1 protein-coding gene is annotated in these 16,754 nt (G+C 70.3%); it reads right to left on the bottom strand.

Features of this window, described 5'->3' with window-relative positions; genetic code table 11:
- Entirely contained in the window at positions 1–16,662 is a 16,662-nt protein-coding gene (locus tag ACFO5K_RS05110; RefSeq protein WP_378556425.1) for an amino acid adenylation domain-containing protein, read from the bottom strand.
- Positions 16,663–16,754: the final 92 nt, after the last annotated feature.

The following is a 16,754-nucleotide window of genomic DNA, read 5'->3' as shown; positions in this document are numbered from 1 at the left end:
TCATCGCAGCACCGCGGCGATGGCGGCGAGGGCGTGTTCGTCGGTCATCCGCCAGTGCGTCGCGGCGACGGGATGGTTGTGCACCGGTCCGGTCACCGCACCGGCCCACGAGGACGCGCCGGTGGCACCGGTCGGGTCGTCGTGGGTGGCGGTGAAGTAGGTGACGGTGCCGTCGAAGGGCCGGGGGCGGTATTCGGCGTCGAGAGTGGCCGAGGTGATCACCGCATCGATGATCCGGTCGATTCGGGTGTCGTCCAACGTGATTCCGGGGGCGGTGTGCGCGGCCAGTGTGCGGGCGAGTTGCGGCCCGTCGAGGGGCGACTCGCCGGCCTGGTCGGTGGCGAATCCGCCGAGCAGGTCTGCGGCGGTGACCGTGCCTGCCGCCGCGGGGGAGGCGACGGTGAGGGTGCTGTCGAGCATGCCGAGCAGCGCGACCTGTTCGCCGTCTTCCTGTAGTTGCACCGCCATGGCGTGCGCGATCACCCCGCCCAGCGACCAGCCGAGCAGGTGGTACGGGCCCTCGGGTTGGACCGCGCGAATGTGCTCGAGGTAGAGCGAAGCCCATGCCTCGATCGAATCCGGTAGCGGTGCGGACGAACTCAGTGCCGGGGACTGCAAGCCGTAGAGGGGGCGGTCGAGGTGGGCGGCCAGACCGCTGAACGACCAGGCGATACCGCTGATGGGGTGGATACAGAACAGGGGTTCACCGGTGCCGGTGGTACGCAGCGGCAAGACGATGTCGAAGGCGCTGTCGGCCGAGTCGGAGCCCGCCGCGCCCAGTGCCGCGACGATCCCCGACGGTGTGGGGCTGGTGAAGATCCAGGTGACCGGGACTGTCGCGGCGACCGCGTCGCTGAGCCGGGTGGCCAAGCGGGTGGCGAGCAGCGAGGTGCCGCCGAGCTCGAAGAAGTGGTCGTCCATCCCGATCCGGTCCCGGTGCAGGACCTCGGCGAAGATGTCGCAGACCGCCCGCTCGCCGGCGGTGACCGGCGCCCGGAAGGTGCCGGCGGTGACCTCCGGTGCCGGGAGTGCGGTCCGGTCGAGCTTGCCGTGCGGGGTCAGCGGAAGCTGGTCGAGGACCATGATCGAGGTGGGCACCAGATGCGAGGGCAACTGCTGGACCGCCCACGCCCGCAGGGCACCCACCGTGATCCGATGACCCGGCGCGGCGACCGCATACGACACCAGCACGGTGGCACCGGCTTGGTTCTCCCGGCCGAGGGTGACCGCGGAACCGACATCGGGGTGGTCGGTCAGGACCGCGTCGATCTCCTGTGTTTCGATGCGGAAGCCGCGGATCTTCAGCTGGAAGTCGGTGCGGCCGCGGTACTCGAGTTCGCCGTCGACGGTCCAGGCAGCGAGATCGCCGGTGCGGTACAGGCGCGAACCCGGGGTGAAGGGGTCGGCCACGAAACGTTCGGCGGTGAGATCCGGGCGCGCGAGATAACCGGTCGCCAATTGTGTTCCCGCCAGGTACAACTCACCCGGCACACCCGCCGGAACCGGGCGCAGGCGAGCGTCGAGGACATAGACCCGACTGTTGTGGACGGGCTTGCCGATCGGGATCGTGGCGGTGTCGCCGGAATCCACGCGGTGGCTGGTGATCGAGACAGCCGCCTCGGTCGGGCCGTACAGGTTGTAGAGCTCGGTGTCCGGTGCGACCGTCTCGAAGCGGCGAGCCAACGTGACCGGCAGGGTCTCACCGATGGCGAGCACGCGTCGGAGCGTACGCGGCAGTCGCTCGGTGAGCAGGGCCTCGAGCATCGAGGGCACCGCGTGCAGTGTGGTGACCTCCTCCCGGCGCAGCAACTCGGCCAGATGAGCCGGGTCGCGGTGACCGTCCGGGGCGGCCAGCACCAGGCGCGCACCGCAGACGGCGGGCGTCCAGAACTCCCACACCGACAGATCGAAGGTGGCCGCGGTCTTCACCAGCACGGCGTCGGTGGTATCGAGACCGAATGCGCTGCTCTTCCAACGTAACTGGTTGACGATCGCGGCGTGCGACACCGCCACACCCTTCGGGCGCCCCGTCGAGCCCGACGTGAAGATCACGTAGGCGGTGTCGGCCGGGCGCAGCGGCGCGAGACGGTCGGCGTCGGTGACCGGGGCGTGACTGTAGGCGGTGAGGTCGAGTCGGTCGACCCGGATGACGGGAATCGCGCAGGCGCCGCTCCCGGCCTCGGCGGGCACCGCGTCGCCCGCGGTGAGGAGGAGCAGCGGTGCGGCGGTGTCGAGAATGTGGCGGGTGCGGGCGGTGGGCTGGTCGGGGTCGATCGGCACGTACGCACCACCTGCCGCGGTGACCGCGTACATCGCGATCACCAACTCGACCGAGCGGCGCATGGCCAGCACCACCCTGGTCTCGGGTCCGACGCCGGCCCCGATGAGGTGGCGGGCGAGCCGGTTCACCCGCGCGTCCACCTCGGCGAAGGTCCAGCGCTCACCGTCGGCGACGAGCGCTACCGCCTCCGGTACCCGGCGCACGGTGGCGTCTCGCAGGGTGGCGAGGGTGCCCCCGGGGTCGCGCCCACCCGAACCCGAGCAGGCCGCGGTGTTCGCAGAACCTTGCGTGCCTGAGTGATTCCAGGTCTCGAGGATGCGCACCCGTTCGTCCGGGGCGATCAGGTCGATGGTGTGCAGCGGGGCGCCAGGGTCGGTGAGGACCGTGGTGAGCAGGCGGATGAGCCGGTCGAGGAACCCTTGCACGGTGGCCGGGTCGAACAGGTCGGTGGCGTAGGTGCAGTAACCGCTGATGCCCGCGGGGGCACCGTCGGTGGTGTAGCGGTCGGCCACGATCAGGTGCAGGTCGAATTGGGACAGTGCGCGGTCCAGCTCGATCGAGGTGACGCTGACACCGGGCAGGTCCATGCGCATTTCGGTGAGGTTCTGGAACGACAGCCCGACCTGGAACAGCGGGTGGCGGGCGGTGGAGCGGGCCGGGTTGAGCACTTCCACCAGACGTTCGAACGGGATATCGGCGTGCGCGAACGCCTGTAGGTCGGTGTCGCGCTGGCGGGTGAGCAGCTCGGTGAAGCTCGCGTCGTGGTCGACCCGGGTGCGAAAGACCAGCGTGTTGACGAACATGCCGATCAGCTCGTCGAGGACCGCGTCGCCGCGACCGGCCACCGGCGTGCCGATGGCGATGTCGGTGGTCCCGGACAGCCCCGCCAGGACCACGGCCAGTGCGGTGTGCACCGTCATGAACAGCGTCGCACCGTGGGCGCGTGCGAGTTCGGCGAGCGCGACGTGGGCGGCGGTGTCGAGGACGAACGGCACCCGGCCGCCGCAGTAGGACTGGATCGCCGGGCGCGGGCGGTCACGGGGCAGGTCGAGCTGGTCGGGCAGCTCGGCCAGTTCCCGCTGCCAGTAGGCGATCTGGGTGGAGGCCGGCGAGGTGGGGTCGGTTTCGTCGCCGAGCAGGTTTTGCTGCCAGATCGCGTAGTCGGCGTACTGCACAGGTAGTGGCGCCCAGGTGGGGGCTCGGCCGCGGGTGCGGGCGCTGTAGGCGGTGACGAGGTCGCGGGTGAGGGGGCCGCCGGAGAAGCCGTCGCCGGCGATGTGGTGCACCGCCATACCGAGTACGTAGTCCCCGGGGCCGAGTGTGAACAGTGTGGCGCGCAACGGCACCTCGGCAGTGACGTCGAAGGCGCTCGAAACAAGTTGTGCGACTGCGGTTTCCACCTCATCGGGGTGCGCAGCGTTGCCGTCCCCGCCACCGGCGGGTGCCACCGGGGCGCCGACGACTTCGATCCGACCGTCCTGGTCTTCGCGTCCGGGGACGGTGGCGAGCGTCAACCGGGGCACGTCCGGGTGCTCCGGTGGCAGCACAACCTGTGCCGGCGCCCCGTCGACGACCGGATACACCGTGCGCAGGATCTCGTGGCGGGCGATCAGATCGGCGAACGCGGCCCGCACGGCCGTGGGGTCGAGCGCACCGGTCAGCCGCAGCACGACCGGGATGTTGTAGGCGGCGGTGGCGGTGTCGAACCGGTTGAGGAACCACATGCGCTGCTGGGCCGGTGAGAGCGGGACACGGTCGGGTCGTGGCTGGGCCCGCAGGGCGGGACGACCGGAGGCGCGCGTCAACCCGAGGACCGCACGCGCACAGTCGGCGACCGTGGGTGCGGCGAACAGCACCCGCACCGGCACCCGCAGATCGACGGCGGTGCTCAACCGGGCGGTCACGCGGGTGGCGAGCAACGAGTTCCCGCCCAGGTCGAAGAAGTTGTCCTCGGCACCGACCCGTTCGGCGCCGAGGACCTCGGCGAAGATGTCGGCGACCGTTTCCTCCAGCCCGGCCGCGGGCCTGCGGTAGGGGCGGGACACGAATTGCGGTGCGGGCAGCGCTTTCCGGTCGAGCTTGCCCGTGGCCGACAACGGCACCCGGTCCAGCACGACCACCGAGGCGGGCACCATGTGTGCGGGCAACATCGCCGCCGACCAGCGGGTGAGCGCACCGGGGTCGATGTCGCGGCCGGTCACATACGACACCAGCACGGTCTCCCCGCCCGGCTTCTCGGCACCCATGGTGAGCGCGAAACCCACCTGGGGGTGCCGCATCAGCACGGCGTCGATCTCCCCGGGTTCGATCCGGAAACCGCGGATCTTGATCTGGAAGTCGCTGCGACCCACATATTCGAGAGCGGGCGTGTCCGAACGCGCCCACCGGACCAGGTCGCCGGTGCGGTACATGCGTTCACCGGGCGCGCCCCACGGGCAGGCGACGAAACGGCCGGCGGTGGTGGCACCGCGTCCCTGGTACCCGCGTGCCAGCGCCGGACCGGCCAGATACAGCTCACCGGTGGCCCCCACCGGAACCGGGTGCAGCCGGACGTCGAGGACCACGGCCCGCACTCCGGGCACCGGGCGGCCGATGGTGACGTGGTCGCCCGCCTCGAGGGGCGCGTAGGTGGCACCGATCGTCGCTTCGGTGGGGCCGTACCCGTTGAGGAACCGGCGACCGGGCGCCCAGGCGTCGAGCAGCTCCGGTGTGGTGGCCTCACCGCCGGCGGAAACGCAGCGCAGCTCCGGCAGGTCGGCGGGGTCCAGGGTGCTCAGCAAGGCGGGGGTGATGATCGTGTGCGTCACCCGCTCGGCGCGCAGGAATTCAGCCAGCTCGGTGCCGCCGACGGTGTCGGGCGCCGCGACGACCAGGGTCGCACCGCAGAAGAAGGCGGTACCGATCTCCTCGATCGACTGGTCGAAGCTGGGCGAACACACGTGCAGCATGCGGTGGTCGTGGCGCAACCCCAACAGGGCGGCGGAGTGGACGAGCAACGCGGCGAGCCCGGTGTGGGTGACCGAAACACCTTTGGGTGTGCCGGTGGAGCCCGAGGTGTAGATGGTGTAGGCGGTGTTGTCGCGGCGCAGCGGGGCACGCCGGTGCCGGTCTCGCACCGGTGTCGCCGCGCACCCGGCGACACGGGCACGCACAGCGGGGTCGTCGAGCGCCAACCAGCGCACGGACCCGGGAAGATTCCTGGTGTGATCGGTGATGCCGACCTGTGCACCGGAGTCGGCCAGCATGTGCCGAACCCGGTCTTCGGGGTAGTTCGGGTCCACCGGCAGATACACCCCACCCGCCTTGGCCACCGCCCACAGGGACAGCACCGATTCGTAGGACCGGGCCACCGCCGAGGCGACCACGGTCTCCGGCCCGACACCCTCGGCGATCAGCACGCGCGCCAACCGTGAGGAGTCGGCGTCGAGCGTGCCGTAGGTGTAGGTCTTCCCGTTGTCGCGCACAGCGATTCGGTGTTGCCCGAACCCGGTGCCCCGCACCAGGAGCTGGGCGAGGGTGACCGTCGAGGGGTGCGGTTGCTCGAGGCCGATGCGGGTGAGTCGGGTGTACTCACCCGGTTCCCACCACGGCAGGTCACCCACGGCGGTGTGCGGGTGCCGGGCGATCGCGGAGAGCAGCTGGACCAGGCGCCGGCCGAACTCGACGGCCGACCGGTCATCGAGCAGTGCTGCGGCCCCGGACATCTCGATCGACATGCCCGCCCCGGATTCGGTCACCACCAGGGCGAGTTCGCCGCCGGATCCCGTCGAACCATCACTGCCGAACCCGGTCTTGCCGCTGTCGGGTAGCGGTGCCGGTGCACCGGTCATCCCGTCGTGTGACCGGATTTCGAGACAGACCTGTCCCAGGGAGCGGGCCTCGACCCCGAGGAGAGCGGCGAGTTCGGTGACCGGGATTCCGGCGTGTGCCCGGGCCCGGGTTTCGCTGTGGTGTGCTCGGCGTAGCAGGTCGGGCAGCGGTTCGGCGAGATCGATGCCGGTGCGCAGCACCAGGTCCGCGTCGACGGACCGGATCACGATGTCGGCAGTGGCGGTGAGTCGCGCGAGCAGGATCGAAACAGCGGCCCGCAGCAGGCTCGACCAGCTGACGCCGGTCGATTCGGCGAGTCGGCGCAGGTCGCCGTGCACTGGCGCCGGGACCGAGAAGTGCAGGGGTTCGAACAGGTGCGTTTCACCGTGATGCGGGCCGGTCCCGGCACCGGGCAGCGGCGCCCCCTGGACGCCGATACCGCCCGGCTGTTCGGCGATGCCGGTGGACACGGTATCGATGTGGCCGTTGACAGTTCTGACGCGCCCGAGCGCGACCTCGGAGACCAGCGGGAGACGACCCGGCAGGTCGGCGAGCGCGTGCCGCCAGAAACGTGAGCGCGTGATCGGATCAGTGGGGGCGCAGCCGAGGGTGTCGACGATGCGTGACGCGGGCGCGCACGGGTCCAGTACCTCGGCCAGGGCGGTGCGCAGCCGGTCGGTCACCGCCTGAGCCACCGCATCCGACACCAGGTCACACCGGTACTTCACCTGCACCTGGGTACGGGCACCGAGGAAGACCAGCACGGTGAGCGGGTAGTGGGTGTGGTCGGCGCCCTGTAGGTCGTCGATACGCAGATTCTCGAGCGCCCCACCGGCCTGCTGCAGGCCGTCGACGTCGACGGGGTAGGACTCGAAAGCCAGCATGGTGTCGAACAATTCGCCCCGGTCGGCGACTCGTTGAATCGCGCCGAGACCGAGGTGGTGGTGGTCGAGCAACGCAGCCTGTTCGGTCTGCACCGCACGCACCAGGTCGGTGGCGGTGCCGGCGACGCGCACGCGCACGGGTACGGCGTCGACGAACAAGCCGATCATGTCGCCGACACCGTCGAGCTGTGGGGGCCGCCCCGACACGGTGGCACCGAACACGATGTCGGCGCGCCCGGTGGTGGCGGCCACGACCAGCCCCCACGCCGCCTGGAACACGGTGTTCGCGGTGACTTCGGCGGCGGTGGCGAACGCGGTCAGCGCGGCGGTGTCCTCGGCGTCGAGGGTGAACTCGCACAGCCCGAAACCGGTGCCGGTGGCCGGTGGCCAGGTCAGCTCGGGGGCGAGCAGCGTCGGGGAGATCCCGCCCAGCAGCTGCGACCAGGCCTGTTCGGCGGCGGCACGGTCCTGGCGGGTGAGCCAGGCAAGGTAGTCGCGGTAGGGGCGCACCGCGGGCAAGTGGGTGGTGTCACCGTAGGTGGCGTAGAGAACGAGCAGTTCCTTCATCAACAACGGCATGGACCAGCCGTCGAGAAGGATGTGATGCCCGGTGAGCACCAGCCGGTTCTGCCCGGAACCGGTGCTGTAGACGGTGAAGCGCAGCAGCGGAGCCACGGCCGGATCGAACCCGGCCCGCTGATCGGCGGCGAGCAGCCCGGGCAGCGCCGCCTCGGTGGTGGGCACCACCCGCAGCGGTGCTTCGACGGCGTCGGCCACGAGCTGCACCGGTGTGCCGTCGGCGGCGGTCACGAAGGCCGAACGCAGGTTGGCGTGGCGTGCCAGGACGGTGGCCGCGGCGCCCCGCAACCGTTCGGTGTCGAGTTCCCCGGTCAACGCGACCATGAGCTGGATGACATAGGCGTGGACCGATTCGTCGAGCATGTCGCCCAGCGCCAGCAGCGAATGTTGCAGCGGCGACAGGGGCAGCACGTCCGAGAGCCCGGGGTGGGTGCGGCGCCAACAGTCCAGGTCGGACTGGCTGACCCGTACCAGCGCCACATCCGACGGGGTGAGCCCGCCCGCGTCCGGGCACCGGATGTGTTCGGCGAGTGCCGTGAGCCGACCGGTCCAGTCCTGGGCCAGTTCCCGCACCGCCGCCTCGTCCAGGATGCCGGTGGCGTAGCGGAAGTCCGCCTGCAGTCGCGGACCCGAATCGGTGGTGACGGCGATCGTGTTGATGTCGAGCACGGCGTTGGCCGGCAGGTTCGGGTCGTAGTCGATCTCGATGTCACCGAGCTCGGCGGTGGGCAGCCAGGCGGTGTCACCGGTGGGTTCGGCGCCGGTCGTCGCCCGGCCCAGGTAGTTGAAGCCGATCTGGCCGATGCTGCCGGACAGGTCCTCGCGGGCCGCCGGGTTCAGCTGCCGCAGCAGACCGAAACCGATGCCGTGGTCGGGTACCGCCAGCAGCTGTTCCTTGATGGTGCGCATCGTCGTCGCGAGCGCTTCGTCGTCGCCGCCGGTGATCCCGGTCAGGTCCAGGACCACGGGGTAGACGGTGGTGAACCAGCCGACGGTGCGCGTCAGGTCGGCGCCGGGCACGGCGTCTTCCTGGCGGCCGTGGCCTTCCAGGCGCAACCGCAGCGTGGCCGTGTCGACACCGCGCCGGGCCCGCCAGTCGCGCACGGCCAGCGCGAGCGCGGCGAGCAGTACGTGATCCGCGCCTGCCCGGTACCGGGCAGGCAGGGTGGTGAGCAGCGTGTCGGTGATGTCGGCGGGCAGGCGCACCGTGATCGACCGCATCGTCGATTCGGTGTCGAGGGTGCAATCGAGCGCGCGGTCACCGAGCAGCGGGTCGGGGGCGGCGAGGGTTCGCTGCCAGTAGGCGAGTTCGGCGGTGCGGTCGGTGCCGGCCAGCCCGTGGGCCCAGCGCCGCAACGACGTGCCGACCGCAGGCAGGGTGATCTGCCGGCCCGAGCTGTGCTGCGCCCACGCCAGGACCAGGTCGGGCAGCAGGATCCGCCAGGACACCCCGTCGATGGCGTAGTGGTGTGCGGCGACGGCGAGCACGTCACGGGCACCGTGCCTGCGCACCCAGGTGAACGCGATCATGCGCGCGTTCACCGGATCCAGGACCGACAGCGCCGAATTCATGGCGTCTGCGCCGATCCGCGACGGGACACTCTGCGCGGCAACGGCTTCCCCGCCACCCGGGGGATCGTGGAGTTCCGAGAGCAGCAAGTCCACGTCGACGGCGTCTGGCGCCAGCACCTCGAACCGCCACCGCTCACCGTCGCGGCGCAGACGTGACCGCAGCACGTCGTGGGTGCGCAGCACCGCGGCCAAGGTGGCCACCAGGCCCGCTCGATCGATGCCCTCGGGCAAGGCCAGGACCATCGTCTGGGCGAAACGGTCGCTCACACCGTGGGCCAGCGCCTCGGCCAGCACCGGGGTCAGCTCGACCTCGCCGACCCCGCCACCGGGCAGCTCCGCCAGAACCGGCGCCGACTGATCGTCGAGGACGGCGACCCCGGCCAGTCGCGCGACGGTGCGCTGCTCGAAAACATCACGGGTCGTGAAGACGATGCCCATGGCCCGCGCGAGCGACACCAACTGGATCGAGGCGATGCTGTCGCCGCCGATCGCGAAGAACGAGTCGTGCACCCCGACCGACGCCACACCCAGCACGCGGGCGAACAACTGCGCCAATCGGGTTTCCAGCGCACCCAGCGGTTCCCTGGTCGGCTCAGCGGCGACGACGGGTTCCGGCAGTGCGGTGCGGTCGAGCTTGCCGTTGGACGTCAACGGCAGCGCGTCGAGGACCACGATCGCCGAGGGCACCGCGTGCGACGGCAACCGCACCGCGGCGAACTCGGTCAGCGCGACCGGATCGGGAGTGCGCCCCGGTACCGCGACCACATACGACACCAGCACCGTCGACCCCGACGGCGCCTTCCGGCCGATCGTCACCGCACCGCCGACCTCGTCGTGACCGGCGAGAACGGCATCGACTTCACCCGGTTCGATCCGGAACCCACGCACCTTCAGCTGGGTGTCGACGCGGCCCCGATAGTCCAGGTCCCCGCCGGGTCGCCGGCGCACGAGGTCACCGGTGCGGTAGAGGCGAGCGCCCGGCGCGCCCCACGGGTCGGCGACGAACCGGGTCGCGGTCGTCACCGGCTGATTGCGGTAACCCCTGGCCAGTGCGGGCCCGGCCAGGTAGAGCTCACCGGTGACACCCGCCGGGACCGGCCGCAACCGGGCATCCAGGATCATCGCGTGCGTCCCCCACACCGGTACACCGATCGACACCGCTCGCCCGGCGGCGAGTTCGGCGTAGCAGGAGATGATGGTGGTCTCGGTGGGGCCGTAACCGTTGAGATAACGCCGGCCCGGCTGCCATTTCGCCAACAACTCCGGAGTGGTCACGTCACCACCGACCGACAGCACTTCCAGGTGGTCCAGGCCCGCCGGATCCAGGGTGCCGAGGACGGCGGGGGTGATGATCGCGTGCGTCACGGCCTCCACGGCCAGCAGGTCGGCGAGTTCGACGCCGCCGACGATGTCACGCTCGACGATGACCAGGGTGGCGCCGGTGGACAACGCGCACAGCCACTCGAGCACCGAAGGGTCGAACCACGGTGCGCAGATGTGCAGGAACCGGTGGTGCGGCTGGAGGCGGTAACGCTGCACCGCCTCCCCGGTCAATGCGCCCAGGCCGGAATGCGTCACTGTGACGCCCTTGGGTAGGCCGGTGGAGCCGGAGGTGTAGATGATGTAGGCGGGATGGTCCGCGCGTAGGGCAGTGCTGCGGTCCGCGTCGGTGAGCGGGGTGGGGGACTGCGCGGCGCAGGCACGTTCGAAACCGGGATCGTCGAGGGCCAGCCAGGTCAGCTCGCCGGGCAGGTCGTCACGGTGTGTGGCGGCGGTGAGCCCCAGTGTCGCACCGGAATCGGTGATCAGGTGCTGAAGGCGCCGGGTGGGGTTGGCCGGGTCCATCGGCACGTACACCCCGCCCGCTGCCGCTACCGCCAGTGCGGCGACGACCATGTCGAACGACCGCGCGAACGCCACCGCGACAGGAACTTCGGGTCCGACACCACGCGCGACCAGCTCACGCGCCAAACGGGAGGTCCGTTCGGTCAGCTCCCCGTAGCTGATGGAACGACCTCGGTAACGCACCGCGATCCGGTCGGCTCCCAGCGCGGCTCCGTGCGAGACCAGCTCGGGGAGCAGGGCGGCGCGAGTCACCGGAGCGCTCACCCTGGCGGTCAGTGCGGCCTGCTCCGCTGGGGCGAGGATGACGAGGTCGCCGACCGGGGTGGCCGGATGTCCGACCATCGCCGTCAGCAGGCGAACGAGGCGCTCAGCGAAGGTTGCCACCGTGTGCCGGTCGAACAGGGCACCGGCGAAACAGAACTCGGCGGTGATGTCACCCACCGGGTGCTCGGTGGCAGCGGCAGCATCACCCGAACGCTCTCGGGATTCGGAAGCACTGCCGAGTGCTCGGCCGTCGACCGACAGCGCAGGCACCGCCAAGACGAGATCGCACTCGGTCGTGTCAGCCGCAACCGCCTCGGCGGCGAGCATGATTCGGGCGAAGGTTTCTCGTGCGCTCGTCCGCGATTGTTCGACATCGTGGCTGGCGAAGGAGTCAGCCGGAACGCACAGTGCACTGAACTCAGCGGGGGACAGGCCCTTACGGGCGAACGCCTGACGAGCGGTCTCGGTCGCGACGGCCAGCAGCTCCTCGGCCGGGGTGGCGGCGGAGACCGGCAACCGGAGCACCAGCTGGGCGCGCCGAGACTGCGGGCAGGGGGTCGTGATCGCGATGTCTTCGGTACCCGACAACCGGGCGAGCAACGTCGCGAACGCTGTGTGCACGACGCTGAAGACCGTGGCGTCGTGACTGCGGGCGACACTCCGCATCCGCTGAAACAGGTCGGCGGGGATCGTGAAACCTACGCGCTCGTCTGCCATGACGGGATGCGCGGGGCGGGGGCGGTCGGCGGGCAGGTCCAACCGTGGGGGAAGTTCCGCGAGCACAGCCCGCCAGAACGTGGAGCGGGCGATCGAATCATCGGCCGAATTCTCGAGAACCTGGGCGGGGGTGTGATCCGGGGTGCGCACGAAAGCATCGAGAACAGTCCGCAATCGCTGAGCCAGCGCCTGCGCGATGCCCGCATCGATCACCTCGGTCCGGTACTGCACACCGACCCGGATACCCGCACCCACCTCGACGCCGACCGCCACCGGGTAATGGGTCGCATTGGCCGCCTGGATGTCGACGATCTCGAGGCCGTCGATCGACCCGTGCGCGCGCCGCATCCCCTCGGTGTCGACGGGATAGGACTCGTAGGCCATGAGCGTGTCGAACAGTTCTCCCGACCCGATGGCGCGCTGGATCTCGTTCAGCCCCAGATGATGGCCATCGAGCAGCGCGATCTGTTCGGACTGCAACCGCACCAGCAGCTTCCGCAACGACTCGGACTCGTCGTAGCGGACCCGTACCGGGATGGTGTTGGCGAACAGGCCGACCATGCCGTCGACACCGTCCAACTGCGGTGGCCGCCCCGACACCACCGCACCGAACACCACATCACCGCGCCCGACCGCGCTCGCCAGCACCAGCCCCCACGCCGCCTGGAACAGCGTGTTCACCGTGACATCGTGGGCCGCCGCGGACCCTGCGAGTACCTCGGCCTCGGCCACCGACAGTTCGACACTGCAGCTCGCGTGGCCCGCCACCTGCTCGAGCGGGACCGTCACCGCCGAGGTGAGCAGGGTCGGTTCGGGCCCGGACAGCGCCGCACACCACGTTTGCAGCGCCGCGGACCGGTCCTGGCCGGCGAGCCAGGCCAGGTAATCGCGGTAGGGCCGCACCCGTGGCAACCCGGCACCGGCGCCGTCGGCGGCATAACAGACGAGTAGTTCCCGCATCAGCAACGGCATCGACCAGCCGTCCACGAGCAGATGGTGCGCGGTCAACACCAGATGCAGTCCGCCCGCGGCCCGGCGGTACACGGTGAAACGCAGTAGCGGCGCGCTCGCCAGGTCGAACCCGATGCCCGCCTCGGCGGCCAAGAACTCCGCGGCATCCCCGTCATCGGTATCGACGATCCGCCACGGCACCGCCACTCTCTCGGCGACGAACCCCACCGGTGTGCCCGCCGCCGTGGCACCGAATGCCGTACGCAGGATCGCGTGCCGGTCGAGGACCGCCTGCGCGGCCCGCCGCAACCGGTCGGTGTCCACCGCGCCGGTCAGCTCGACCGCCAACTGGACCAGATACGGGTCGGCGGGCGAAACCTGAGCGAGGAACAACAACCCCAGCTGCAACGGCGCCAACGGCACCACATCACTGAGACCGGGCCGCTCGCGATGCCAGGCGTCGAGTTCGGTCTGGGTGACACGCACCAGCCCGACATCGGCGGGGGACAGGCCACCGGCCGCGGGATCGTCCAGATGTTGCGCGAGGACCGTCAACGCCGTGGTCCAGCAGTCGGCGAGGTCACGCACCGACGCCTCATCGATGACCTCGGCAGCGAAGGAGAACGACGCCTTCAACCGCAAGCCGTCCTCGGTTTCGGTGGCCAGGGCGTTGATGTCGACCACCGCGGCAGCGGGCAGCGCCGGATCCTGCCTCGCCTGCGGCTCACCCCAGTCCGCAGTGGGCAACCAGCTGTGATCGGCTGTCGAGTCGGCCACCCCGCCGGCGGAAATCCGCCCCAGATAGTTGAAACCGACCTGCCCCAGCGAACCCTCGAGCAGCGACGCCGACTCCGGGTCCAGATGCCGCAGCATGCCGAAACCGATGCCCTTGTCCGGCACCGCCAGCAACTGCTCCTTGACCGCCTTGACCACCGCGGCCGTGCCGGCCCCACCTCGCCACGCGGCCTCGGCATCGATCCCGTCCAGCTCGAGGACAACGGGATACACACTGGTGAACCAGCCCACCGTGCGAGTCAGATCAGCGCCTTCGACCGCTGACTGCTCACGACCGTGACCCTCCAGACGCACCCGGGTCGCCGAGGCGTGCACCCCGCGCCGCGCCCGCCACGCGCGCACCGCCAACGCCAGCGCCGCGAGCAGACCGTCTTCGGCGCCGGCCCGGTACTTCGCGGGCAGCTCGGTCAGCACGGCCCGCGTGACATCGGCCGCCACCTCCACGCTGACACTGCGCACCGTCGCGGCGGTGTCGACGGTGTGGTCGAGCGGTCGAACACCCAGCAGTGGATCGGGCACCGTCAACCGCTGCTGCCAGTAGGCCAATTCGGCTCGGCGCCCGCTCGCCGAGTCGGCCAGACCGTGCGCCCACCGCCGGAACGAAGTCCCGACCGCGGGCAGCGCGATCGGCTGCCCCGCGCTGTACTGCGCCCAGGCAAGCACCAAGTCCGACAACAGGATCCGCCAGGAAACACCGTCGATCACCGCGTGGTTGGCCGCCACCACCAACCCGTCGGGGCCGTCCGGGCGTACCAGCCACCCGAAGGCGATCATCCGGGACGCCTGCGGATCCAACGCGGCGAGCACCGACTCCATCGCCACCTCGGCGACGTCGGCGAGCTTCTCGGCATCACAACCGGCAGGCACATCAACACGGGTGACCAACTCGTTCACCGGAATCGCACCGGGCGGCAAAGCTTGCAGCTGCCACTGCCCGTCGACCCGTCGCAATCCCGAACGCAGCATGTCGTGGTGATCGAGCACCGCGGTGAGGGTGGCCACCAGCCCCGCCCGGTCGATACCCTCGGGCAACCCCAGCACCATCTGCTGGGTGAACCGGTCGAACACCCGCCCACCGGCCAGCCAAGCCGCCAGCACCGGCGTCAACGGCATCGCGCCCACACCACCACCGGGCAGTTCGCTCAGTGGCGCGGCGGCCTCCGCGCCGAGCACCGCCACCCGCGCCAGCCCCGCCACCGTCCGATGCTCGAACACCTCCTGCGGAGTGAACGAGATCCCGGCGCCACGCGCCCGCGACACCAACTGGATCGACAGAATGCTGTCACCACCGGCAGCGAAGAACGAATCCTCGGCACCGACCCGCTCCACCCCGAGGATCTGGGCGAACAACTCCGCGATCCGGGTCTCCACCGGCCCTTCCGGAACGCGGGAACCGACCGTGCCGAACACCGGCGCGGGCAGCGCATTGCGGTCGAGTTTCCCGTTGGGCGTCAGCGGGATCTCATCGAGGGTCATCACGACCGTGGGCACCATGTGCCCGGGCAGGGACGTGGCGACGAAACGAGTCAGCTCCTCGACATCGACCGAAACGCCTTGGCAAGCCAGCACATACGACACCAGCACCGTCGCACCGGAGTCAGCTTTCGTGCCCACTGTGACCGCGTACTCGACCGCCGGGTGAGCGGTGAGCGCGGCATCGATCTCGCCGAGTTCCACCCGGAAACCACGGATCTTCACCTGGAAATCGGAACGACCCAGATACTCGAAATCGCCGTCGACCGTGCGCCGCACCAGGTCACCGGTCCGATACATCCGGGTCCCCGCACCACCGGCGAACGGTGCGGCGACGAACCGCTCAGCGGTCAGCCCCGGCCTGCCCCGGTAACTCTGGGCCAGCGCGGGCCCCGACAGATACAGCTCACCGGCCACCCCGGCCGGAACCGGACGCAACCGTGAGTCCAGCACCATCGCCCCGACGCCCGCGAACGCGGAACCGATGGTCACCGGCCCGCCCGGCACCAGCTCGGCGCTGCCGGTGGCGAGCACGGTCGCCTCCGTCGGACCGTAACCGTTGAAGAAGGACCGGCCCGCCGCCCAGCGATCGACCAGCGTCGGACCGAACGCGTCACCGGCCACGACGACCACCCGCAACTCCTCGAGCCCGTGCGGGTCCACCGACTCCAACGCCGCCGGGGTGATCAGCATGTGCGTCACCCGCTCGCGCCGCAGCAGGGCCGCCAACTCGGGGCCACCGAACACCGACGGGGGCGAAACAACCAGCGTGGCCCCGGCATTGAACGTCAGCAGCAGTTCGAGGACCGAGACGTCGAAGTTCGGCGAACACACGTGCAGCACCCGGTCACCCGCCGCCACCGCGTAGCGTTCGCGCGTCGCGGTGACCAGCGCACCGAGACCGGTGTGGGTGACCACGACGCCCTTCGGCCGGCCCGTGGAACCCGAGGTGTAGATGACATAGGCGGGGTGCTGATCGGTCAGCGGGCGGATGCGGTCGAGGTAGGAGAGCGGGTGGGCGGGCTGTGCGGCGATCCGGGCACGGTGGTGCGCGCTGTCGAGGTCGAACCATTCGACCGATTCACCCAGCACGGGCCGGTGCACCGAACAGGTGAGGCCGAGGGCGGCACCGGAATCGGTGAGCAGGTAGGCGATGCGGTCCGCGGGCAGCGCCGGATCGACCGGAACCCACGCGGCGCCGGTCTTGGTCACCGCCCACACCGCCGCCACCGACTCGATCGACCGGGTGAAGCCGAGCGCTACCACATCTCCCGGGCCGATCCCACGTCCCAACAGTTCCCTGGCCAGCTGCGAGGAGTACTCGTCGAGTTGGGTGTAGGTCAGTTCACGCCGGTCACCGTCGACGGGGGAGTAGGACACGGCGACGGTGTCCGCGGCCGTATCGACCGCGGCGGTCAGTAGCTGCGCGAAGAACGGCGCGCTGGGTTTGCGATGACCGCGACCTCGCGACGCACGACGAACTTCACTCATCCGGTGTACTACATCCTTCTCATATCCACGTGCTGCCCGCGACGCTCCCGCGACCCCGTGAATCCGGTCGGATTCCGGACCGACGGATCAGG

The sequence above is a fragment of the Nocardia halotolerans genome, assembly GCF_042650145.1.
In the GTDB taxonomy this organism is placed as follows: Bacteria; Actinomycetota; Actinomycetes; order Mycobacteriales; family Mycobacteriaceae; genus Nocardia; species Nocardia halotolerans.
This window is presented reverse-complemented; position numbering and strand designations above follow the sequence as displayed.

Bases quoted from the DNA above. Each gene is read 5' to 3' on its own strand.
- ACFO5K_RS05110 (WP_378556425.1), bottom strand. From the start codon at position 16,662: ATGAGTGAAGTTCGTCGTGCGTCGCGAGGTCGCGGTCATCGCAAACCC.